The organism is Thermomonas sp. S9 (assembly GCF_024704365.1).
GTDB lineage: Bacteria > Pseudomonadota > Gammaproteobacteria > Xanthomonadales > Xanthomonadaceae > Thermomonas.
Map to the genome: position 1 here is coordinate 2,176,766 of NZ_JAJDFY010000001.1, position 22,640 is coordinate 2,199,405.

Consider the following 22,640-nt stretch of genomic DNA (forward strand, 5'->3'; position numbering starts at 1 on the left):
CCAAGCCCAAGGCCCGCCGGTGCCGTCGATGCCGCAGGCCGCGAACGGCGCCAAGGCCTGACCACCGCAGGCTGCACGCGCCGGCAACGGCGCAGCCGATACAAGCAGCCGATACAATCGGCCGCACAACCCGTTCTTCCTCCGAAGCGCTGGCGCATCGCGTCCGGCGCGTTCGTTTTTTTCGACAGCGTTCCCGACTGCATCCTGAAATGACGTCCCGCATGGCCGATTTCCCCCTGTCCATTCCGGTTCCCCTGCCCCGCCCCGGCCAGCTGCGCGCCTGGTGGCGCGCGCCGGCCAGCGGCACCGCGCTGGCGTTGGCCGCGCTGGCGGCGGCTCGCCAGCATCCCGGCCCGCTGCTGCTGGTGGCGCGCGACAACCACACCGCGCACCAGCTGGAAGCCGACCTGCGCGCCCTGACCGGCGGCGACCCGGCGTTGCCGGTGCTGGGCTTCCCGGACTGGGAAACCCTGCCCTACGACCGCTTCAGCCCGCACCCGGACATCACCAGCCAGCGCCTGGCCACGCTGGCGCGCCTGCCCACGCTGACGCGCGGAATGGTCGTGGTGCCGGCCGCAACCCTGATGCAGCGGCTGGCGCCGCGCAGCCACGTGCTGGGCAACCGCTTCAGCGTCCGCACCGGCCAGCGGCTGGACTTGGACGCCGAGAAGCGCCGGCTGGAATCGGCCGGCTACCGCAACGTGCCGCAGGTGTTCGACCCCGGTGATTTCGCCGTGCGCGGCGGCCTGCTGGACGTGTACCCGATGGGCGCGGAGGCACCGTTCCGGGTGGAGCTGCTGGACGACGAGATCGACAGCATCCGCGCCTTCGACCCGGAATCGCAGCGCTCGCTGGAGCGCATCGCCGCCATTGAGCTGCTGCCCGGCCGCGAGGTGCCGATGGACGCGGCGCACGTGCAGCAGGCGCTGGACGCGCTGCGCGAGCGTTTCGACATCGACACCCGGCGCAGCGCACTGGTGCAGGACCTGAAGGCGGGGTTGGCCCCGGCCGGCATCGAGTACTACCTGCCGCTGTTTTTCGAGGCGCGCGACGGCGACGCCAGCACCGAGACACTGTTCGACTACCTGTCCGGCGCCACCCTGCCCCTGCTTTGCGACGGCGCGCTGGATGCCGCCGAGCAGGCGTGGACGCAGGTGGGGCTGCGCTACGAGCAGCTGCGCCACGACATCGAACGGCCGCTGCTGCCACCGGACGCGCTGTGGCTGCCGCCCGACGCGCTGCGCGAGCGGCTGAACCGCAGCGCGCGCATCGAAGTCTGCGGCGATGCGCATCCGCGCCACGGCGAGGCGCACGTGCTGCCGGTACAGCCGGCCCCGGCGCTGCCGGTGGCGGCGAAGGAGCAGCCCGCAGGACAGGCCCTGCGCGACTTTCTGGCGCACTATCCGGGCCGCGTGCTGGTGGCCGCGGATTCGCCGGGCCGGCGCGAGGCGCTGCTGGAAGTGCTGCAGGCGGCGACACTCACACCGGCAGTGCTGGACGGCTGGCCCGCGTTCGCCGGCGGCAACGCGCGGTTCGGCATCGCAGTGGCACCGTTCGACGACGGCTTTGCGCTCGATGACCCGACGCTGTGCGTCCTGACCGAACGCCAGCTGTTCCCGGAACGCGCCGCCCAGCCGCGCCGCCGCAAGCGGGCCGGACGCGAGCCGGAAGCGATCATCCGCGACCTCGGCGAGCTGACCCTGGGCGCGCCGATCGTCCATGAAGACCACGGCGTGGGCCGCTACCGCGGGCTGGTGGCGATGGACGTGGGCGGCATGCCCGGCGAGTTCCTGGACATCGAATACGCCAAGGGCGACCGCCTGTATGTGCCGGTGGCGCAGCTGGACCGCATCAGCCGCTACTCCGGCGCCAACCCCGACACCGCGCCGCTGCACAACCTGGGCGGCGAGCAGTGGACGAAGGCGAAGAAGAAGGCAGCGGAGAAAGTCCGCGACGTGGCCGCCGAACTGCTGGAGATCCAGGCCAAGCGCCAGGCGCGACAGGGGCTGGCGATCCAGATCGACCGGGCGATGTACGAACCCTTTGCCGCCAGCTTCCCGTTCGAGGAAACCCCGGACCAGCTGGCCGCCATCGAAGCCGTGCTGCGCGACCTGCAATCCAGCCTGCCGATGGACCGCGTGGTCTGCGGCGACGTCGGCTTCGGCAAGACCGAGGTGGCGGTGCGCGCCGCGTTTGCCACCGCCAGCGCCGGCAAGCAGGTGGCGGTGCTGGTACCCACCACGCTGTTGGCCGAGCAGCACTACCGCAACTTCCGCGACCGCTTCGCCGACTGGCCGCTGCGGGTGGAGGTGCTGTCGCGCTTCAAGTCGAAGAAGGAGATCGAGGCGGAGCTGGGCAAGCTGGCCGAAGGCAAGCTGGACGTGATCGTGGGCACCCACCGCCTGCTGCAGCCGGACGTGAAGTTCGCCGACCTGGGCCTGGTGATCGTGGACGAGGAGCAGCGCTTCGGCGTGCGCCAGAAAGAGGCGCTGAAGAAGCTGCGCGCCAACGTGCACCTGCTGACGCTGACCGCTACGCCGATCCCGCGCACGCTGAACATGGCGATGAGCGGCCTGCGCGATCTGTCCATCATCGCCACCCCGCCGGCCAACCGGCTGGCGGTGCAGACCTTCGTGCACGCCTGGGACGAGGCGCTGCTGCGCGAGGCGTTCGCACGCGAGCTGGGCCGCGGCGGCCAGGTGTACTTCCTGCACAACGACGTGGAGAGCATCGGGCGCATGCACGACCAGCTGCAGGCGCTGGTGCCGGAGGCGCGCATCGGCGTCGCCCACGGCCAGATGCCGGAGCGCGAACTGGAACGGGTGATGCTGGATTTCCACAAGCAGCGCTTCAACGTGCTGCTATGCACCACCATCATCGAATCCGGGATCGACATCCCCAACGCCAACACCATCATCATCCACCGCGCCGACAAGTTCGGCCTGGCCCAGCTGCACCAGCTGCGCGGGCGCGTGGGCCGCAGCCACCACCGCGCCTACGCCTACCTGCTGATCCCCGACCGCCGCAGCATCACCGAGGATGCGCGCAAGCGGCTGGACGCGATCAGCGCGATGGACGAGCTGGGCGCCGGCTTCACCCTGGCCACCCACGATCTGGAAATCCGCGGCGCGGGCGAACTGCTGGGCGAGGGCCAGAGCGGGCAGATGGCCGAGGTCGGCTTCAGCCTGTACACCGAGCTGCTGGAGCGCGCGGTGCGCAGCATCAGGCAGGGCAAGCTGCCGGATGTGGACGACGTGGACCGCCACGGTGCCGAGGTCGATCTGCACATCCCCGCCCTGATCCCGGACGACTACCTGCCCGACCCGCACACCCGCCTGACCCTGTACAAGCGCATCAGCGCCGCGCGCGACGAAGCCGCGCTGCGCGAGCTGCAGGTGGAGATGATCGACCGCTTCGGCCTGCTGCCTGACCCCGCCAGGCACCTGTTCGCGGTGGCCGAGCTGAAGCTGGCCGCGACCCGGCTGGGCATTCGCAAGCTCGACCTCGGCGCCAGCGGCGGCCGCCTGCAGTTCGTGGAGAAGCCCAACGTCGACCCGATGGCGGTGATCCGCCTGATCCAGGGCCAGCTCAAAGCACTACCGCATGGACGGCCCCGACAAGCTGCGCATCACCCTCGACCTGGCGGAGCCGGCAGTCCGCCTGCACACCGCACGCGGCTTGCTGACCGCGCTGCATCCGGGTCAGTAGCCGCTCGTGGTGAGCCCCCGCTCGCTCGTGGTGAGCCTGTCGAACCACGGACGGGCGGGCTTGCCCCGTTCATCCTTCGACAGGCTCAGGACGAACGGGGGAAAGTTCCGCATTCGTCGTGAGCCACCATCCCGTTTGTGGCAAGCCCCATCCCCGTTCGTGGTGAGCCTGTCGAACCACGGACGGAACGCGGCGTCCGTGCCCCTCCGCCATCGCCCCACCCCTACAATCCACGCATGAACACCCCCGTGCCCGACTGGACCGGCGACACCACCGCGCTGCGCGCGCAGCAGGAGGCGCTGGCGCGCCAGGTGCGGCTGCGCGATGACTTCCACAAACCGCTGCGCACCGTGGCCGGGTTCGACGTCGGCTTCGAGGACGACGGCGCCACCACCCGCGCCGCCGCGGTACTGCTGGACGCCAGCACGCTCACCGTGCTCGACCGCCAGGTCGCGCGCCTGCCCACGCGCATGCCCTACGTGCCCGGCCTGCTGAGTTTCCGCGAACTGCCGGCGCTGCTGGCCGCGCTGGCGCAGTTGCCGCAGGCGCCAGACCTGGCCTTCATCGACGGCCAGGGCATCGCCCATCCGCGCCGGCTGGGCGTGGCCGCGCATTTCGGCGTCCTCAGCGGCCTGCCCAGCATCGGCGTGGCCAAATCGGTGCTGGTGGGCGAATCCCGCATGGCCCTGCACGACATGCGCGGCGCGTTCACCCCGCTGCGCGATGGCCGTGAGCAAATCGGCTGGCTGCTGCGCAGCAAACCCGGCTGCCTGCCGCTGGTGGTCTCGCCGGGCCATCGGGTGGCGATGGCGTCGGCGCCGGAACTGGTGATGCGCTTCACCACCACGTATCGCCTGCCCGAGCCCACCCGGCTGGCCGATCGCCTGGCCTCGCGCCGCGACGAGACCCGCCTCTGACATACCTGCACCGCGGCATCGCCAAGCGTGCTATACCGTCCCCAGCCCTTCCCGCCGCATCATCAGGAAGCCGCCATGCGCCCGCTTTCGCTCCTGCTTCCGCTGGCCCTGCTGGCCGGCTGTGCCGCCACCCCGGCCGCATCCTCCCATCCCGAGGCGCCCATGCCCCCGCCGACCGCACCCACCCCGCCCGCGCCCCCGCCGGCCCCGGCCGCTCGCACCCTCGTCCTCGGCATCGGCGAAGCGGCCACGCTGGCGGACGGCAGCCGCCTCACCTACCTGCGCCTGGTCAACGACTCGCGCTGCCCGCCCGGGGTGCAGTGCATCTGGGCCGGCGATGCCGAAATCGCGCTGCGCTGGCAGCCGGCGCGCGGCCCCGCGCAGGACGCCAGCCTGCACACCAACCCGCTGCCGAACCGTGGGGCCAGCACGGTCATCTTCGGCCCCTGGCAGGTCCGCCTGGACGCACTGGAACGCGGCATCGCGCCGAACGCCACCCTGCAGGTCACCGCCGCCGGCGGCTGAAGCGGTCACGCGGCATCGAGCGGGCTGCGCACCCCGCGCCCGCCGCGATTCAGCACGTGGGTGTAGATCTGGGTAGTGGTCACGTCCTTGTGGCCCAGCAGCTCCTGCACCGTGCGAATGTCATAGCCGGCTTCCAGCAGATGCGTGGCGAAGGAATGGCGCAGGGTATGCGGGCTGACCGGCTTGGCAAGCCCCGCCCCTGCGCCGCCGCCCGCACCGCGCGCTGCAACACTTTTTCATCCAGATGATGGCGGCGCTCGCTGCCATCGCGCGGGTCCACGCTGCGTCGCGAGGCCGGGAACAGATACTGCCAGGCGAGTTCGCGCGCGGCATTGGGATACTTGCGTGCCAGCGCATGCGGCAGCCACACCGCGCCGAATCCGTCGGCCAGATCGCGCGCATGCAGCACCCGCACATCGTCGCGCTGGCGCCGCAGGGGCTCGCTCAGGGCCGAGGGCAGCACGGTGCGCCGGTCCTTGCCGCCCTTGCCATCGCGCACGGTGATTTCATGACGCTCGAAGTCCACGTCCTTCACCCTCAGGCGCAGACATTCCATCAGCCGCAGGCCACTGCCATACAGCAGGCTCGCCATCAGCCACTCGCGCCCCGACAGGCGCTGCAACAAACGCGCCACCTCGCCGCGCGCCAGTACCACCGGCACCCGCTGCGGCCGCTTGGCGCGCACCACGTTCTCCATCCATGGCAGGTCGATCGCCAGCACCTCGCGGTACAGGAACAGCAGCGCCGAAAGCGCCTGATTCTGGGTGCTGGCCGCCACCTTGTCCTGCGTGGCCAGCCGGGACAGAAACGCCTCGACCACTGCCCCGTTCAAATCCCGCGGATGGCGTCTGCCATTGGCCAGAATGAACCGGCGAATCCAGTACAAATACGCCTGTTCCGTACGCAAACTGTAGTGCTTCAAGCGCAATCGCGCGCGAACTTCGTCGAACAGGCGCGGCGGCGAACCGGCCCCGGCACTGCCATTACGCGGGGTTTCTTTGCCGTGATACACCATCGCAGGGCCTCCTGTGTGCCAAACACCCTCAATGATCCCGGCCTGGGCGCAGCGCACCATCGGCAAGTGCAGCGTTTCGTGGTAGGAGTCTTGCTTGACAGCCCCTCAGAGGCTGGGACGATCCGTGCTACACCCCAGCTTGGGGTCTACTAGTAGTTAGGTCTCTATGAGAACTTTGTCGAATCTCAATGGATGGCAAAGGATCGGAGTTATCCTAGTTGCTGCGTGGATCGTTCTTGTCCTCACATTTGTCGCTCGTGAGAAACAAGAAATCCCGTATCTCCCATTCGAAATAGTTAACATCAAGATTCTCCCACCAAAGAATCAACCAAAGCCGCTGGCAACACCCACGAACCAGCTACGGCACAAAGAACAAAGCAATAATCTAGCCAAGAATCCATTCAGCGCTTCGGCGCTAGGCGAAACGTCGGACTCAACTGATGGGATTGAGGACTTCTTACCGAGGCGTGTTTCTTCAATCAATTGGCTTGAGCTCGCTGCTTGTATCATTCTCCCTCCGCTCGCTGCATGGCTTTTGATTCGCATGTTGCTAGTAGTGTTCAAATGGGTCGCTCGCGGGTTCTCCCGGAGAGAGACCTAACAATTCATTCAAGCCGACGCCGCTTCGCGGCACGGCTTAACTCAGGTGTTAGCCCGCACACAAGCGCTATGGTGATCGTGCACAAGTCCAAGACTGATCTGTGGCTTCTCGCGGTCCTCATCGCCGCGATGGGCGCTTCCGCCTTCGCAAGCGCGATGGTTCTCCTCGCTAGTCCTCCAAGTACTTGGTGGCTGCTTGTGATTACCTTGGGCATCGGCGTTGGTCTGCCTCTGTGGCTTCTCCTGGCCACTGACTACACCTTGGCATCTGGCCAGCTTCTAGTCCGGAGCGGCCCGTTCCGGTGGCAAATCCCGGTCGCCTCTATCAGGTCCATCACCCCCACCAGGAACCCGCTTTCTAGCCCAGCCTTGTCGCTGGATCGGTTGCGGATCGAGTATGGTCACGGTGCCTTCATCATGGTGTCCCCTCGTGACAAGGATCGGTTTCTCCGTGATATTTCGTCCATGCAGTCAGGTGCGGGCTAACAACTCGTTCAAGCCGACGCCGCTTCGCGGCGCGGCTTAACTCAGGTGTTAGGCGCTTGAGTGTGATCGCTACGAATCTGGGGTAAGAAACATGGGTAGCTTTAGCATCTGGCACTGGATCATCGTCCTAATAATCCTCTCGGTGCCAGTCTTCATCGGTGTTGCGTTATGGCTGGTCATTCGAGCGATCTCAAGATCTTCGGCAACCTCAAAGGCCCCTGTTTCGACAGCTGCGCCATTCGCCCAACACTCGTCTGCGGAAGCACGGCTCCAGGAGCTTGCTTTGCTGCACTCCAAGGGATTGCTTACCGATGCGGAGTACGAGCAACAAAGGGCATCAATAATCCGCGGCGTGTAGTATCGCGCCTAACTAATCATTCAAGCCGACGCCTTCGGCGCGGCTTAACTCAAGTGTTAGGTGTCATGGGACAAACCTCATCGCCAAGTACCCTTAAGACAGACTTGGCTGTACTCGGGCTCCTTACGGCTTTCGTTGTAGCTGCGTTCGTCTTTAGAGATGGACTGGGCATTCTCGTATTCGTTGCCCTCGTTCTTGCTCTGCTGACGCAGCTACTTCGGGTTGCAGTTTTGCGCGGACGCACTGAGACCCTCAAGAAGCTTTGGGGCGCGGTCAAGGACGCGTTCTGGGGCATCGGCTGATGCAGCACAGGCCTCAAGGATCATCGCCCATGACACCTAACAATTCGTCCAAGCCGACGCCGCTTCGCGGCGCGGCTTAACTCAGGTGTTAGCCGTCATGCGCAACATCCTCGCAATCGCAGTGCTGAGCTTACTTTCCGGCTGCGCATTCGCACCGCCACCAGGCTCATTCGACGTGCGCTCATCAACCAATGAACGGATCATCGGCCATTGCGTAACCGATCCTGCCTCAGTTGAGGCAACGGCTTACGGTGAGCGTATTCAAGACCTCCCAAAGACACGAGCCGAAAATTCACCAGTTCCGGGATTTCGTGCCCTCATGGTGCAGCAGCCTGACTATCAGTACATTTTGTATGCCCCCGTAACTGCAAGCACCGATCCATATCACATCGTTTGCCCATCCTCAGGAGACAGATCAAGCTGCATACTTGCTGGGTCCTACGCGGATGGACATTTTGAGGCCCACATAGCTTTGAAATCATCATCACAGGTTCGCGCAGCCGCAAATGCCGCACTCGCGGCGTGTAAGCAATGACGGCTAACAATTCATTCAAGCCGACTCCGCTTCGCTGCGCGGCTTAATTCAGGTGTTGGGCCTCATGGAGCACGAAGATCGCGTCTCGGAGATTCTGCAGAGCCGCTGCGGCGAGCTCACTGTTGGCGTGCTGCAAGATGGGCGGCGGCTCCAGATCCACAATGTCGCCTGGGGCCGTGACATGGGGGCAACTTGCGACCACATCACCACCAATATCTCGCCCACGCCATCCGAGGCTTGCCAGGTAGACTACTTCCACACAAGTGAGGTCTTGCGGCTTGAGGACTCATCCGGTGGTGTGCTGTACGAGCATCGCGGGCCATGAGGCCTAACAATTCATTCAAGCCGACGCCGCTTCGCGGCGCGGCTTAATTCAGGCGTTAGGGCGCCAGAAAGATGCTTTCGCAGCTGCGCCACGCAGGTTGCAGGGGCAACTCGCCAACCGGCTCATCCGCTCGGCGCCTGGCGTTCGACGCCCATCTCGTTCACCGACTCGTGCCGGCCCCAGTCTCGGTGTGCGCCCGCAGTTCCTCGCGGCAGCAGGCACGCAAGCACTCTCGCCGGTTGCAGCGTTTCCTCGCGGCAGCATCGCAAGGCGCGCCAGCGGCTCGGCTTCCGGACCGCACCGGCACTTGCGGGCGGCGGTGTGCAGTGCGCTCGCGCGCCCAACCGCCCTCGCTTTCTGCTACCTTGCGCCCTAACTGTTCGTCCAAGCCGACGCCACTTCGTGGCGCGGCTTAACTCAGGTGTTAGGGCGCCAGAAAGCTGTTTTCGCAGCTGCGCCACGCAGGCTGCAGGGGCAACTCGCCAACCGGCTCATCCGCTCGGCGCCTGGCGTTCGACGCCCATCTCGTTCACCGACTCGTGCCGGCCCCAGTCTCGGTGCGCGCCCGCAGTTCCTCGCGGCAGCAGGCACGCAAGCACTCTCGCCGGTTGCAGCGTTTCCTCGCGGCAGCATCGCAAGGCGCGCCAGCGGCTCGGCTTCCGGACCACACCGGCACTTGCGGGCAGCGGTGCAGTGCGCTCGCGCGCCCAACCGCCCTCGCTTTCTGCTACCTTGCGCCCTAACTGTTCGTCCAAGCCGACGCCACTTCGTGGCGCGGCTTAACTCAGGTGTTAGGCCCTACGTGCAACAACTGCCGTCCTTGCGAGAAATGCTCGTCCGCTGCAACGACGCGGTCCAAGAGATGGCGAGCGCCCAGTCTCTGGAAGCGTTCGAGTCGGCGTGGATCGAGTACCTGCACCGCTTGGAACGCTTTTGGAACAAGTCGCTATCGCACTTTGGTAAGAGCCCTAAGTGGGCGGGCTGGTCGGGCCGCTACCAGACCGAGCGGCGTAAAGATCAACTCCTCGCCTACCTCACCAATGCACGCGGGGCGGATGAACACACTGTCGCGCCAATCACCGAGCGGTCCGCCGGCGGCGTGGGCATCAATGCCGCCGAAGGCAACTCGCTGTACATCGAACGCATGGAAGTCCGCAACGGCGAAATCTTCATTCAGTCGCCCCAAGCAATAAAAGTCACCTTCTTTCCCGATCGCGTTCGGCTATTGCCGGTCACAAACCGTGGCCGTACATATCCCGTGCCCGTGTCGCACCTCGGCCAGTCGCTGGACCCAAATGATGTAGTCCAGGTTGCTAGAGTTGGGCTCGGCTACTACGAAAATTTCTTGGCGACCGCGGAAGGCTTCTTGTGTCAGCCGCGGTAGGGCCTAACAATTCGTCCAAGCCGACGCCGCTTCGCGGCGCGGCTTAACTCAGGTGTTCGGCGTCTTGGGAGAGCCCACGTATAGTATTGGAGAAATTGGAAAAGTAGCCCATATGCTAATGACTGTTGCACATCATCACCAAAACCATCTTCCTTCATCGGTTGCTAGGCTAGAAAACCCGCAAACCGATATTCCTCGTATTGCCAAGGACAAAAAACTCCTGGCAGAAATCGAGGCTGCCGTTCAGCAAATTCCAACCGAGCATCGTCTAGTTCAGGGCGATGCTCGCAAATTGTCATTTATTGAAGATGAATCCGTTCATCTGGTAGTTACATCACCACCCTATTGGACGCTGAAGAAATACAGGAATCACGAAAATCAGCTCGGAGAAATAGAAGATTACGAAAGATTCCTTCGCGAGCTAGATAACGTATGGGAGCACTGCTATCGAGTTTTGGTCCCTGGTGGGCGTCTGATCTGCGTGGTTGGCGATGTCTGTCTATCTCGTCGAAAGAACGACGGAAGACATACTGTTGTTCCCCTCCATGCGTCCATACAGGAACATTGCCGAAAAATTGGCTATGACAATCTCGCACCAATTATCTGGTACAAGATAGCCAATGCAGTTTTTGAGGCATCTGGAAACGGAGCCGGGTTCTTGGGCAAGCCCTATGAACCCAACGCGGTAATCAAAAACGACATCGAGTTCATACTTATGGAGCGTAAGCCAGGCGGTTATCGCAAACCGACTGTCGCGACTCGCGTGCTCTCTGTGATATCCGACGAAAACCACAAGCAGTGGTTTCAATCAATCTGGTCTGGTGTCACCGGTGCATCCACTCGCAATCACCCCGCACCTTATCCTGAAGAACTCGCGGAACGGCTCGTTCGCATGTTCTCTTTCGTGGGAGATACTGTGTTAGACCCGTTCATGGGAACGGGCACTACGACCGTAGCAGCCGCAAAATGGGGCCGCAATTCAATTGGGGTTGAAATTGACCCACACTATTTCGAGATGGCTGAGAAACGAATCCGACACGCAACCGCGTCGTTGTTCGCTCACGCCGAAATAAAAACCGAAGTAAAAGGGAAAGGCAATGGATTATAGCGAGCGTGTTGCGAAGGCTGTTCGATATTTCTGGAAGGTAAGAACTCAACAGCACGAAAAACAGGGAACTACCACCGGAAAGAAAGACGCAGGAAATCGAAGCGCAGTTACGGGCGGAAAGCACCTTGATGGTTTCATCAAGCTATTGATGGAGTTGCTTTTTGAGGCCGGGCTGCCGGAGACCTCGGTACACACTGCGGCAACGACCTTACCCGGTTATTTTCGACCAACCAAGAATTGGGACTTGGTTGTGGTCGTCGATGGTGTTCTTTTAGCATCAATTGAGTTTAAGGCACATATCGGTCCGTCATTTGGCAACAACTTCAATAATCGCGTTGAGGAGGCTTTGGGAAATTCCACTGACCTTCTTACCGCGTATCGCGAGGGAAAATTCAAGCCGTCGCAACGGCCTTGGCTCGGTTGGTTGATGTTGTTAGAAGAAACCCCCGAAATCTACTGCGCCGGTTCGCGTAGATGAGCCGCATTTCGAGGTTTTCGAGGAATTCAAGAAAACTTCGTATGCGAAGCGATACGAGCTTTTCTGTGAACGTCTAATGCGAGAGCGTTTGTACGATGGAACGTGTCTCATCCTGTCCGACAAAGCTGGTGGCCTGAAAGGTGACTTCAAAGAGCCAAACCCGGAATTCAGCTTTGCCACGTTTGCGACTTCGTTAAGTGCTCACGCAATGGCTTATGCCAAGTTGCGCAAGAAATAAGACGCCGAACAAGGCGCTCCACCGGACGGCAATTACGCTGCGCTCCATTGCCGCCGGTGAGCTTCGTCGTTAGGCGGCACAGCATGAACTTCCGCACTTCAGGATTTGAACTCCGACTTTTCAGACTGGCTCTACCCATTTCGCTGCTCGCTAGCGGCTGCACTCACCAATCAGTCAAACCTGAGTTGGAGCCAAGGAAGTTCTCGCGAGAGATTGGACTTGCCGGCTGTGAGGTTTCCGTGCCACTGAGCCGCGATGAGACACTAGACTTTGCCCGTAGGCTTGGCGCTCCCGATCTGGCAGCCTCACCTGAATGGACCGAGGCAATTGCACTCACTGGGCCGGGAGATCACGTGCGTCACGTCTATTGCCCCAAGAACACCGACAACTTCTTTGGCGTCTTCCGTGGCAAATCCATCTTGTTCAAGTTCGGTAGCTTTATCTATGACTAACACGCGAGTGCCGCCTAACAATTCATTCAAGCCGAACCCGCTTCGCGGGTCGGCTTAATTCAGGCGTTAGGGCGCCAGAAAGCTGTTTTCGCAGCTGCGCCACGCAGGCTGCAGGGGCAACTCGCCAACCGGCTCATCCGCTCGGCGCCTGGCGTTCGACGCCCATCTCGTTCACCGACTCGTGCCGGCCCCAGTCTCGGTGCGCGCCCGCAGTTCCTCGCGGCAGCAGGCACGCAAGCACTCTCGCCGGTTGCAGCGTTTCCTCGCGGCAGCATCGCAAGGCGCGCCAGCGGCTCGGCTTCCGGACCACACCGGCACTTGCGGGCAGCGGTGCAGTGCGCTCGCGCGCCCAACCGCCCTCGCTTTCTGCTACCTTGCGCCCTAACTGTTCGTCCAAGCCGACGCCACTTCGTGGCGCGGCTTAACTCAGGTGTTAGGGCTCACTGCAAACTATCAGGGGAAACGCCGTGTCTGAAGATCGAAAGCAATCCACGTTCGTCACCGTCGTCGCCTGGATCTTCATTGCCCTCTCGGGCTTCGGCACTGCGATTTCCATTCTGCAAAACATCATGGTTCAAACCGTGTTTCGCAGCCCCGAAGTGTCCCAAGCCATGCAGGCGCCGCCGCCGGGAGCTCCGCCCTTTGCAGCTTTTATGGCCACCCACTTTCAATGGTTCTTCCTAGCGTTCTTGCTGATCTCTGCCTTCATGCTGGCCAGCTCCATCGGCATGCTTAGGCGCCGCAATTGGGCCCGCCTGAGCTTCATCGGCCTCCTCTCGCTCGCGATTCTTTGGCAGGTTGGAGGCCTCGCCCTTCAGTTCTCCATGTTCTCGTCCATGCGGGAGCAGTTTTCGGCGGCGGGCCAAGGCGGGCCGGATATGGGGCCCTTCTTTATTGCCATGGCAGTGGTTAGCGTTCTTTTCGCAGTCGGCTTCTCGGTGCTGTTCGGGTGGATCATCAAGCGACTCCTGTCGCCGGCAGTGGTCGCGGAGTTCATCCGGTGAGCCCTAACAATTCGTCCAAGCCGACGCCGCTTCGCGGCGCGGCTTAACTCAAGTGTTAGGCGGCAGGAACAAGCTATGCGCAATGTGATGTTTTCTCTTCTTACCTTCTTGGCGCTCGCCGTTGCCGCTCCGGCTTTGGCCGCTGAGGAGCGCCCGCCTCCGCTAAATTGCGAAGCCGGCCCGGCCAAGAAAACATACGGCGGCAATCCTTGGCTGGTGTACGCCTGCGACGACGGTCGCTCCGCCGTCGTGGTCGCGGATCAGGGCAACCCGGCCATGCCCTTATATTTCATCTTTTACGTGAAGCCAGACGGCGCCGTGCGGCTTTACGGCGAAGGCACCGGGGCCAAGTCGGCCACGCAGCCAGCCTTCGATGATCTGAGTAAGCTTGATCAGGCCGCCGTCGCCGCTCTCGTGGCCGAAGCTCGCGCAGCCAAGGCGGGGCCATGAGTGGCCAGCCGCCTAACAATTCGTCCAAGCCGACGCCACTTCGTGGCGCGGCTTAACTCAAGTGTTAGCGCCCTTGGGACTGATCTCTCGCTTCCGGCAAGCTTTCTCACACCAGTCGCAAGGCTGGTGGGATTCGTTCGCTGTCTCGCTTGGGGAAGATGAGTTCACTGTCACCGAGTGCAAGCGCGGCAAGCCCGCAGCCGTCACTAAGGTGTCCTGGCTGCAAATCGCTAGCGTCTGCTTCGTGGATGGCGGCCAAGGCAGCGATTGCTTTTATGTGTTTTCCGCCAACGGGGAAGAACTGGCGATGGTCCCCGCTCAGGGACCGGGTGGCCAAGCGTTCTGGGATGAGCTCAAGTGGCGTAACCTGTTCCCCGAAGACATCTCTGGGCTGGCTGTCCGGTCCGCCAATCAAGGTGCCCAGCTGTGGTGGCCACCACGGCACGGGCGCTAACAATTCGTCCAAGCCGACGCCGCTTCGCGGCGCGGCTTAACTCAGATGTTAGGCGGCAGGAACAAGCTATGCGCAATGTGATGTTTTCTCTTCTTACCTTCTTGGCGCTCGCCGTTGCCGCTCCGGCTTTGGCCGCTGAGGAGCGCCCGCCTCCGCTAAATTGCGAAGCCGGCCCGGCCAAGAAAACATACGGCGGCAATCCTTGGCCGGTGTACGCCTGCGACGACGGTCGCTCCGCCGTCGTGGTCGCGGATCAGGGCAACCCGGCCATGCCCTTATATTTCATCTTTTACGTGAAGCCAGACGGCGCCGTGCGGCTTTACGGCGAAGGCACCGGGGCCAAGTCGGCCACGCAGCCAGCCTTCGATGATCTGAGTAAGCTTGATCAGGCCGCCGTCGCCGCTCTCGTGGCCGAAGCTCGCGCAGCCAAGGCGGGGCCATGAGTGGCCAGCCGCCTAACAATTCGTCAAGCCGACGCCACTTCGTGGCGCGGCTTAACTCAAGTGTTAGGGCGCCAGAAAGCTGTTTTCGCAGCTGCGCCACGCAGGCTGCAGGGGCAACTCGCCAACCGGCTCATCCGCTCGGCGCCTGGCGTTCGACGCCCATCTCGTTCACCGACTCGTGCCGGCCCCAGTCTCGGTGCGCGCCCGTAGTTCCTCGCGGCAGCAGGCACGCAAGCACTCTCGCCGGTTGCAGCGTTTCCTCGCGGCAGCATCGCAAGGCGCGCCAGCGGCTCGGCTTCCGGACCGCACCGGCACTTGCGGGCGGCGGTGTGCAGTGCGCTCGCGCGCCCAACCGCCTTTGCTTTCTGCTACCTTGCGCCCTAACTGTTCGTCCAAGCCGACGCCACTTCGTGGCGCGGCTTAACTCAGGTGTTAGGTTGCTCAACCCATGGTGCCGATGCCTGATTTCTGGCGAGAACACAAGACTCGATTACGCGGCTACATTGCCAAACGCGTGCGAGAGCGCGATGCTGTGGACGACATCCTCCAGGATGTGCTCCTCAAAGCACATACGAGCCTGCATACCGTTAAATCTCACGGTAGTATCGCAGCCTGGTTGTTCCGTATTGCCGCCAACGCCATAACCGACCACTACCGGTCGCAGAAACCGTGGGATGAGCTTCCTGATGAACTCGCGGCGCCCGAGCCAGAACGTGATTTTGTCGCAGAGTTAGCGAGCTGCCTTCGGCCATTGATCGCAGACCTGCCAGAGACTTACCAATCAGCCCTTGTACTATCGGAACTCGAGGGACTGCCCCAGAAAGAGGTGGCCAATCGTCTGGGCATTTCCCTCTCTGGGGCAAAATCCAGAATACAACGCGGCAGGGAGAAGTTGCGCCAGCGTTTGCTCGACTGCTGCGACATCGAAACCGGACGAGGCAGCATCATCGGCTACGAGCCGCGCGGCAAGCACTGTGATGGCGGTTGCGACTGACATGAATGGTTGCGTCTTTTTCGCCAGGTCTCCGTCTATAGGGGTACGACGCAACGAGCGTCGCAACCTTGAACGATAGGAGAGATTTATGGATGTTTTGAAAAATGACGAGATCCGTCAGGCAGTACGTCAACGATACGGCCGTGTGGCTGAGAGTGGCGGTGCAAGCTGCGGATGCGGGCCGACATGCTGCGGCACACCCACAGCAAGTGCGGAGACCCTGTCCCAAGGGCTCGGGTACACGGCGGATGATGTCAGTACTGTGCCTGAGGGCGCGAACATGGGGCTGGGTTGCGGAAACCCGCAGGCCATCGCCGCGCTGAGAACGGGCGAGGTTGTTCTCGACCTTGGCAGCGGCGGTGGTTTCGACTGTTTCCTCGCCGCGCGGCGGGTCGGCGAGACCGGCCAGGTCATCGGCGTGGATATGACCCCAGAAATGATTTCCAAGGCCCGTGCCAACGCGGAGAAGGGTGGCTACCGGAACGTCGAATTCCGCCTGGGTGAAATCGAGAATTTGCCGATCGCGGATGGGGCTGTGGATGTCATCATCTCGAACTGCGTCATCAACCTGTCGCCGGATAAGCCCCGCGTGTTCGCGGAAGCGAATCGCGCCCTGAAGCCGGGCGGCCGGCTGGCCATTTCGGATGTTGTTGCCTTCGCTGAGTTGCCGGAAGAGGTCAAACGCGATATGGCGCTCTACACCGGTTGCATGGCGGGCGCTTCACTGGTGTCGGAAGTTGAAGCAATGCTAGAGGCAAGTGGATTCACGGATATTCGTGTAGCCCCCAAAGATGAGAGTAAGTCGTCCACCCTGAAATATTCATAACCATCTGATTTATCGTGACATTTCCTTGATTTTGGGGTACAATTTCCCGCGCTCTATCGACGTTTGGCGCTGATTTTCTGGGAGTTCGAGATGGCTTACTGTCCTGCCACCGAGGATTTTTTCCGGCTGCGCCTGGACCAGATGATCGACCTGCGCCACCCGCTGGCGGTGCTGGCCTCGCGCATGCCGTGGCAGGAGATTGAAGCGGCGGTTGCCCACCGTTTCGCACGAAAGGCGCGCGCGGGAGCGGCTCTGCCCGAGCTGGATTTGTTCGGGCAGACGCTGGTGCGCACCCCAAGGCCGTCCAACGCCGGTCGCCCGCGCGTGCCGCTGCGCATCATGGTGAGCCTGTTGTACCCTCAAACACGCCTTCAACGAGTCTGATGAGGGGGTGGTGGAGCGCTGGGCCGAGACCCCCCACCTGGCAGTATTTCTCTGGGCAGGCGTACTTTGAGCACCGGCTGCCCTGCGATGCGACGACCTTGGTCAAGTTTCGCCAACTCCTGGGCGAAGAAGGGGTGGAGGAACTTTTAGCGCAGACCATCAACGTGGCGGCGGCGCTTGGGCTCATCGAGCGCAAGGACTTGAGGTGCGTGGCGGTGGACAGCACCGTGCAAGAGAAGGCCATCACCTACCCCACCGACAGCCGGCTGCTGGAGACGGCGCGCACCAAGCTCGTGCAGGCGGCCAAGGACCTGGGGATCAAACTCAAGCAGACTTTTCAGCGTGAAGGCCAAGCCCTGGCGCGCCAGGCGGGGCGCTATGCGCACGCACGGCAGTTCAAACGCCTGCGCCGGGCGATTGCGCGGCAGCGCACGATCGTGGCGCGCTTGGCGCGCGAGATCGAGCGCAAGGTTGCGCACGCCGGGCAGGCCCTGTGGCAGTCGCTGCGCGAGGCGCTCGACAAGGCGCGACGCATCGTGGCGCAGAGCGCCCAGCGTGGCCGTGTCGATGGCGAGCCCAAGCTCTACAGCTGGCACGCCCCGGAGGTCGAATGCATCAACAAAGGCAAGGCGCGCAGGCCATACGAGTTCGGGGTCAAAGTGGGCGTGGCCAGCACCCTCGAGGGTAACCTCATCGTCGGTGCCCGCGCCTTCCACGGCAACCCCTACGACGGTCACACCCTTGCCGAGCAGATCGAGCAGGCCACGATCCTGATGCAGGACACGGGCGTCAAGCCGGAGACGGCCTTCGTCGATCTGGGCTACCGCGGGGTGGATGCCGACAACCCCGAGGTGTGCCTCGTGCATCGGGGCAAGATGCGGCGCCTGAGCGCCAAAGCGCGCCGGCAGCTCAAACGCCGCCAGGCGATCGAGCCCATCATCGGGCATCTGAAACAAGACCACCGCATGGGGCGCTGTCACCTCAAGGGTGAGATGGGCGATCGGCTGCATGCGGTGCTGTGTGCTGCAGGCTACAACATCCGGTGGCTGCTGCGCATGATCGTCAAGAAGGGCATCACCTTCTTGGCCCAGCTTTTGTTGCGCCTGCGCATGGCGTGGGCTTTGCGTGCCGTTGGGGCTGGATGGTCGCCAAGATCCCGGCCGATGGGAACGCAACCCTCTTCAATCCAGCTGGGCGTGGCTTGAAATGAATTTTTCAGGGGCGACTAAGTCTTTTATCCGAGACTGGGCACCGGGAACCGACATCACTGAATATGTTGTTTCAGCAACTATTGAAGGCGTCAAACCCGCAACCTAACAATTGCATCAACTCGGACTGCCCAAATCTGCGCCGCTTCGCTACGCAGCTTTGGGCAGCCGGTTATGCAAAACGTTAGGGCGCCAGAAAGATGCTTTCGCAGCTGCGCCACGCAGGTTGCAGGGGCAACTCGCCAACCGGCCCATCCGCTCGGCGCCTGGCGTTCGGTGCCAGCCTCGCTCACCTCTTGGTGCCGGCCTCAGCCTCGGCGTGCGCCCGCAGTTCCTCGCGGCAGCAGGCACGCAAGCACTCTCGCCGGTTGCAGCGTTTCCTCGCGGCAGCATCGCGGTGCGCGCCAGCGGCTCGGCTTCCGGACCGCACCGGCACTTGCGGGCGGCGGTGTGCAGTGCGCTCGCGCGCCCAACCGCCCTCGCTTTCTGCTACCTTGCGCCCTAACTGTTCGTCAAGCCGACGCCACTTCGTGGCGCGGCTTAACTCAGGTGTTAGCGCCCTTGGGACTGATCTCTCGCTTCCGGCAAGCTTTCTCACACCAGTCGCAAGGCTGGTGGGATTCGTTCGCTGTCTCGCTTGGGGAAGATGAGTTCACTGTCACCGAGTGCAAGCGCGGCAAGCCCGCAGCCGTCACTAAGGTGTCCTGGCTGTAAATCGCTAGCGTCTGCTTCGTGGATGGCGGCCAAGGCAGCGATTGCTTTTATGTGTTTTCCGCCAACGGGGAAGAACTGGCGATGGTCCCCGCTCAGGGACCGGGTGGCCAAGCGTTCTGGGATGAGCTCAAGCGGCGTAACCTGTTCCCCGAAGACATCTCTGGGCTGGCTGTCCGGTCCGCCAATCAAGGTGCCCAGCTGTGGTGGCCACCACGGCACGGGCGCTAACAATTCGTCCAAGCCGACGCCGCTTCGCGGCGCGGCTTAACTCAGGTGTTAGGGCGCCAGAAAGATGCTTTCGCAGCTGCGCCACGCAGGTTGCAGGGGCAACTCGCCAACCGGCTCATCCGCTCGGCGCCTGGCGTTCGACGCCCATCTCGCTCACCTCTTGGTGCCGGCCTCAGCCTCGGCGTGCGCCCGCAGTTCCTCGCGGCAGCAGACACGCAAGCACTCTCGCCGGTTGCAGCGTTTCCTCGCGGCAGCATCGCAAGGCGCGCCAGCGGCTCGGCTTCCGGACCGCACCGGCACCTGCGGGCGGCGGTGTGCAGTGCGCTCGCGCGCCCAACCGCCCTCGCTTTCTGCTACCTTGCGCCCTAACTGTTCGTCCAAGCCGACGCCACTTCGTGGCGCGGCTTAACTCAGGTGTTAGGGCTCACTGCAAACTATCAGGGGAAACGCCGTGTCTGAAGATCGAAAGCAATCCACGTTCGTCACCGTCGTCGCCTGGATCTTCATTGCCCTCTCGGGCTTCGGCACTGCGATTTCCATTCTGCAAAACATCATGGTTCAAACCGTGTTTCGCAGCCCCGAAGTGTCCCAAGCCATGCAGGCGCCGCCGCCGGGAGCTCCGCCCTTTGCAGCTTTTATGGCCACCCACTTTCAATGGTTCTTCCTAGCGTTCTTGCTGATCTCTGCCTTCATGCTGGCCAGCTCCATCGGCATGCTTAGGCGCCGCAATTGGGCCCGCCTGAGCTTCATCGGCCTCCTCTCGCTCGCGATTCTTTGGCAGGTTGGAGGCCTCGCCCTTCAGTTCTCCATGTTCTCGTCCATGCGGGAGCAGTTTTCGGCGGCGGGCCAAGGCGGGCCGGATATGGGGCCCTTCTTTATTGCCATGGCAGTGGTTAGCGTTCTTTTCGCAGTCGGCTTCTCGGTGCTGTTCGGGTGGATCATCAAGCGACTCCTGTCGCCGGCAGTGGTCGCGGAGTTCATCCGGTGAGCCCTAACAATTCGTCCAAGCCGACGCCGCTTCGCGGCGCGGCTTAACTCAGGTGTTAGGGCGCACATGAAACATCCCTGGATACTGAGCCTTTTCTTCCTCGCAACGTCGCAAGTTTCTGCGCGGTCCGTTGAGGTCTGCCCGGCGCTCCCTCCGGAATCCGGTCTGGAGTGGACCTACAGCGAGGGCCCTGATTTTGATGTCTGCCGCGCCTCCGCCCTCGGCTCCGAGGACCTGGCCTTTGGCATCTATCTCGGCAACCACCCAAGTTTTCACCCTGAGCGCACCAGTCGCATTGGCAAAGGCACGGTCGCGGGCCGTCGTGTGGCTTGGTATCGCCAAGATCCGGGCGACTCCGGCTCCGCCTTTTCGCGCCAAACCCTTCTGACGCTTGATCGCAAATGGGGTTACGTGGCACACATCTGGGTTGCGGCTGATACCGAGCAAGAGTTGCATGATCGGTTGTCCGTTTTAGAGCGCATCGTGTTCAAGGTTCCATGACTGTGCGCCCTAACAATTCATTCAAGCCGACACCGCTTCGTGGCTAGTCTGGGCCTTTGGCGCTACGCTAAGGCCCATCCTGCGCCACTCCGCGGCGCGGCTTAATTCAGGCGTTAGGGCGCCAGAAAGATGCTTTCGCAGCTGCGCCACGCAGGTTGCAGGGGCAACTCGCCAACCGGCTCATCCGCTCGGCGCCTGGCGTTCGACGCCCATCTCGTTCACCGACTCATGCCGGCCCCAGTCTCGGTGCGCGCCCGCAGTTCCTCGCGGCAGCAGGCACGCAAGCACTCTCGCCGGTTGCAGCGTTTCCTCGCGGCAGCATCGCAAGGCGCGCCAGCGGCTCGGCTTCCGGACCGCACCGGCACTTGCGGGCGGCGGTGTGCAGTGCGCTCGCGCGCCCAACCGCCCTCGCTTTCTGCTACCTTGCGCCCTAACTGTTCGTCAAGCCGACGCCACTTCGTGGCGCGGCTTAACTCAGGTGTTAGGGGGAATTATGAGTACGCGCATCCTTGCAATATTTCTGCTGGCCATAGCTCAGCTATTTCCGGCATCCGCTTCTGCTGGCGAAGAGGTTTGTTCTGTGGTTTCTGGCGCGGCCATCATTGCTCAAGATGACGAGAACACATTTCTCGGTAAGATCACGAACGCATATGACAGCAATTCCATATTTAACGATTACGGAACCCATGGAAGCAAATACAGCAGTAGTTCCATCTGGAATTCTTATGGGGCGTTTGGAAGTGAATACAGCTCATATTCGCCTTTCAACAAATATACCTCCACGCCACCGATGATTATCAAAAACAGGAAAATCATAGGATATCTATCGGCGAATAAGAGCTTAGGTTCTGCAATCTCGCCAAATTTGCTGAAGGCGCTCTGCAAGGATGAGCTTTGAACGCATTCCCCCTAACACGGCATTCGAGAGGGACGCGCCAAAAGCGGCGCGCCCCTCAATTTGAACGTTAGCTGGCAATGAGTAGAACATCGCTCCTGATGGGAGTTGCCGCTTACGCAGTTCTTTGCGTCCCGAGCCTTCTACTTGCGGGCAAGTCTGGCGACTTCGCACTCATGTGGATCTCTTTCATGTTCTGCGCAGTGATCGTGAGCGTAGGATTTTCAGCGGTCGCATTCTCGCTCGCCCGCGAGGATATGAGCACGGGACAGAAGAACTCGCTAAAAGGTCGAGTCCAGCTTGCCGTTCTAGGCTTTCCCGCATTTTCGGTCGGCATAGCCATCATCGCAGCAGTTGTCATCATCGGTGTACGGCTTGCCAGCTAACAATTCATTCAAGCCGACGCCGCTTCGCGGCGCGGCTTAACTCAGGTGTTAGCGCCAAGAAGGTTCGTCGCAAAATGGATTTAGCGCTCTTCGACTTCGATGGCACGATCACAGATCGCGAGACGATGCCCGACTTTATGGTCGCAGCAGTTCGCCCCATGCGTTTGGTCGCAGGGAAAGTCCTTCTTCTTCCATTGATCGTTGGCTATAAGCTCCGCATCGTGCCAGGCACGATGATTAGAGCGGCCATTTGTTGGTTCGGTTTCAAGGGCGTTCCTGTTGCGGAGCTTGAGAGCCACGCTGCAGAGTTTGCCCGCTCGGTGCTTCCTTCTACCGTCAGACCGGAAGCTCTAGAGCGCATCGCTTGGCATAAGGCGAGAGGCGATCGCGTTGTTGTGGTCTCGGGTGGCCTTGACCTGTATCTCAAGCATTGGACAAAGGCGCACGGTTTAGAGCTCATTTGCTCGTCACTTCAGGAGCGCTCGGGCGTCTTTACAGGGTTCTATCTGGGTCGCCAGTGTGTGAGGGCAGAGAAGGTGCGCCGCGTAAAGGCGCTTCATTCCATGCAGCAGTTCGGCAAGGTCTTTGCCTACGGAGACACTCCCGAGGACTATGAGCTCTTGGCGTTTGCCGACGAGGCATACTATCGCGGGGCGCCTTGGGCTCGCGTGTAATGGAGTCGGCGCTAACAACTCACTCAAGCGGACCAATCAATCGCTTCGCGATTGATATGG

At 62.2% G+C, this 22,640-nt stretch carries 17 protein-coding genes and 3 pseudogenes; 19 read left to right on the forward strand and 1 reads right to left on the reverse strand.

The genetic code is table 11. The features are described from left to right. Positions 1-221: 221 nt before the first annotated feature. The 3 genes and pseudogenes from mfd (at position 222) to LJB71_RS10845 (ending at position 5,150) form a co-directional block, all read left to right on the forward strand. A pseudogene (mfd, locus tag LJB71_RS10835) lies at positions 222-3,708 on the forward strand (transcription-repair coupling factor). Positions 3,709-3,944: 236 nt separating this feature from the next. Then, positions 3,945-4,625: a deoxyribonuclease V gene (gene nfi, locus LJB71_RS10840; RefSeq protein WP_259304188.1), complete on the forward strand. Its 681-nt coding sequence runs from the start codon at positions 3,945-3,947 to the stop codon at positions 4,623-4,625. Between the two features lie 75 nt (positions 4,626-4,700). Further along, complete coding sequence (locus LJB71_RS10845; RefSeq protein ID WP_259304189.1) at positions 4,701-5,150, forward strand: hypothetical protein; 450 nt, start codon at positions 4,701-4,703, stop codon at positions 5,148-5,150. Positions 5,151-5,155: 5 nt separating this feature from the next. Here LJB71_RS10845 and LJB71_RS10850 read toward each other — a convergent pair. Further along, positions 5,156-6,165, reverse strand: a pseudogene (locus tag LJB71_RS10850) (integron integrase). A gap of 2,345 nt (positions 6,166-8,510) precedes the next feature. Between LJB71_RS10850 and LJB71_RS10855 the strand changes: the two are divergent. The 16 genes and pseudogenes from LJB71_RS10855 (at position 8,511) to LJB71_RS10930 (ending at position 22,580) form a co-directional block, all read left to right on the forward strand. Continuing rightward, positions 8,511-8,771 (forward strand): hypothetical protein, encoded by a 261-nt coding sequence (locus tag LJB71_RS10855; RefSeq protein WP_259304190.1) that lies wholly within the window; start codon positions 8,511-8,513, stop codon positions 8,769-8,771. 802 nt (positions 8,772-9,573) lie between these two features. Beyond that, a complete protein-coding gene (locus tag LJB71_RS10860; protein WP_259304191.1) occupies positions 9,574-10,155 on the forward strand; it encodes a hypothetical protein in 582 nt (193 codons plus the stop codon). Between the two features lie 52 nt (positions 10,156-10,207). Then, positions 10,208-11,263: a site-specific DNA-methyltransferase gene (locus LJB71_RS10865; protein ID WP_259304192.1), complete on the forward strand. Its 1,056-nt coding sequence runs from the start codon at positions 10,208-10,210 to the stop codon at positions 11,261-11,263. Further along, entirely contained in the window at positions 11,253-11,741 is a 489-nt protein-coding gene (locus LJB71_RS10870) for a PaeR7I family type II restriction endonuclease (protein ID WP_259304193.1), read from the forward strand. Before LJB71_RS10865 ends, LJB71_RS10870 begins: the two co-directional genes overlap by 11 nt. Before the next feature lie 1,157 nt (positions 11,742-12,898). Beyond that, the gene (locus LJB71_RS10875; protein WP_259304194.1) at positions 12,899-13,435 is read left to right on the forward strand and encodes a hypothetical protein; all 537 of its coding nucleotides are present in this window, start codon (positions 12,899-12,901) and stop codon (positions 13,433-13,435) included. 75 nt (positions 13,436-13,510) lie between these two features. Beyond that, a complete protein-coding gene (locus LJB71_RS10880; protein WP_259304195.1) occupies positions 13,511-13,885 on the forward strand; it encodes a hypothetical protein in 375 nt (124 codons plus the stop codon). 73 nt (positions 13,886-13,958) lie between these two features. Next, positions 13,959-14,339, forward strand: coding sequence for a hypothetical protein (locus LJB71_RS10885; RefSeq protein ID WP_259304196.1), 381 nt, complete (start codon positions 13,959-13,961; stop codon positions 14,337-14,339). A 68-nt stretch (positions 14,340-14,407) separates the two neighbouring features. Next, positions 14,408-14,782: a hypothetical protein gene (locus LJB71_RS10890; RefSeq protein WP_259304197.1), complete on the forward strand. Its 375-nt coding sequence runs from the start codon at positions 14,408-14,410 to the stop codon at positions 14,780-14,782. 448 nt (positions 14,783-15,230) lie between these two features. Beyond that, positions 15,231-15,776, forward strand: a complete 546-nt coding sequence (gene sigZ / locus LJB71_RS10895) for an RNA polymerase sigma factor SigZ (RefSeq protein WP_259304198.1) — start codon at positions 15,231-15,233, stop codon at positions 15,774-15,776. A gap of 88 nt (positions 15,777-15,864) precedes the next feature. Further along, a complete protein-coding gene (locus LJB71_RS10900; RefSeq protein WP_259304199.1) occupies positions 15,865-16,602 on the forward strand; it encodes an arsenite methyltransferase in 738 nt (245 codons plus the stop codon). Between the two features lie 90 nt (positions 16,603-16,692). Continuing rightward, positions 16,693-18,092 (forward strand): annotated as a pseudogene (locus tag LJB71_RS10905) (IS5 family transposase); the annotation flags it as partial. Between the two features lie 1,495 nt (positions 18,093-19,587). Next, entirely contained in the window at positions 19,588-20,124 is a 537-nt protein-coding gene (locus LJB71_RS10910) for a hypothetical protein (protein ID WP_259304194.1), read from the forward strand. Positions 20,125-20,190: 66 nt separating this feature from the next. After that, positions 20,191-20,625 carry a hypothetical protein gene (locus LJB71_RS10915; protein ID WP_259304200.1) on the forward strand — a complete coding sequence of 145 codons (435 nt, stop codon included), beginning with the start codon at positions 20,191-20,193 and terminating at the stop codon, positions 20,623-20,625. Positions 20,626-21,118: 493 nt separating this feature from the next. Then, entirely contained in the window at positions 21,119-21,523 is a 405-nt protein-coding gene (locus LJB71_RS10920) for a hypothetical protein (RefSeq protein WP_259304201.1), read from the forward strand. 188 nt (positions 21,524-21,711) lie between these two features. Then, positions 21,712-21,906 (forward strand): hypothetical protein, encoded by a 195-nt coding sequence (locus LJB71_RS10925; RefSeq protein ID WP_259304202.1) that lies wholly within the window; start codon positions 21,712-21,714, stop codon positions 21,904-21,906. 74 nt (positions 21,907-21,980) lie between these two features. Beyond that, positions 21,981-22,580: an HAD family hydrolase gene (locus tag LJB71_RS10930; RefSeq protein WP_259304203.1), complete on the forward strand. Its 600-nt coding sequence runs from the start codon at positions 21,981-21,983 to the stop codon at positions 22,578-22,580. Positions 22,581-22,640 lie beyond the last annotated feature (60 nt).

Coding starts and splice junctions, on each gene's coding strand:
- LJB71_RS10870 (WP_259304193.1), top strand. CDS start 11,253: ATGGATTATAGCGAGCGTGTTGCGAAGGCTGTTCGATATTTCTGGAAG.
- LJB71_RS10930 (WP_259304203.1), top strand. CDS start 21,981: ATGGATTTAGCGCTCTTCGACTTCGATGGCACGATCACAGATCGCGAG.
- LJB71_RS10925 (WP_259304202.1), top strand. CDS start 21,712: ATGTTCTGCGCAGTGATCGTGAGCGTAGGATTTTCAGCGGTCGCATTC.
- LJB71_RS10900 (WP_259304199.1), top strand. CDS start 15,865: ATGGATGTTTTGAAAAATGACGAGATCCGTCAGGCAGTACGTCAACGA.
- LJB71_RS10845 (WP_259304189.1), top strand. CDS start 4,701: ATGCGCCCGCTTTCGCTCCTGCTTCCGCTGGCCCTGCTGGCCGGCTGT.
- nfi (WP_259304188.1), top strand. CDS start 3,945: ATGAACACCCCCGTGCCCGACTGGACCGGCGACACCACCGCGCTGCGC.
- LJB71_RS10915 (WP_259304200.1), top strand. CDS start 20,191: ATGAAACATCCCTGGATACTGAGCCTTTTCTTCCTCGCAACGTCGCAA.
- LJB71_RS10920 (WP_259304201.1), top strand. CDS start 21,119: ATGAGTACGCGCATCCTTGCAATATTTCTGCTGGCCATAGCTCAGCTA.
- LJB71_RS10890 (WP_259304197.1), top strand. CDS start 14,408: ATGCGCAATGTGATGTTTTCTCTTCTTACCTTCTTGGCGCTCGCCGTT.
- LJB71_RS10855 (WP_259304190.1), top strand. CDS start 8,511: ATGGAGCACGAAGATCGCGTCTCGGAGATTCTGCAGAGCCGCTGCGGC.
- LJB71_RS10880 (WP_259304195.1), top strand. CDS start 13,511: ATGCGCAATGTGATGTTTTCTCTTCTTACCTTCTTGGCGCTCGCCGTT.
- sigZ (WP_259304198.1), top strand. CDS start 15,231: ATGGTGCCGATGCCTGATTTCTGGCGAGAACACAAGACTCGATTACGC.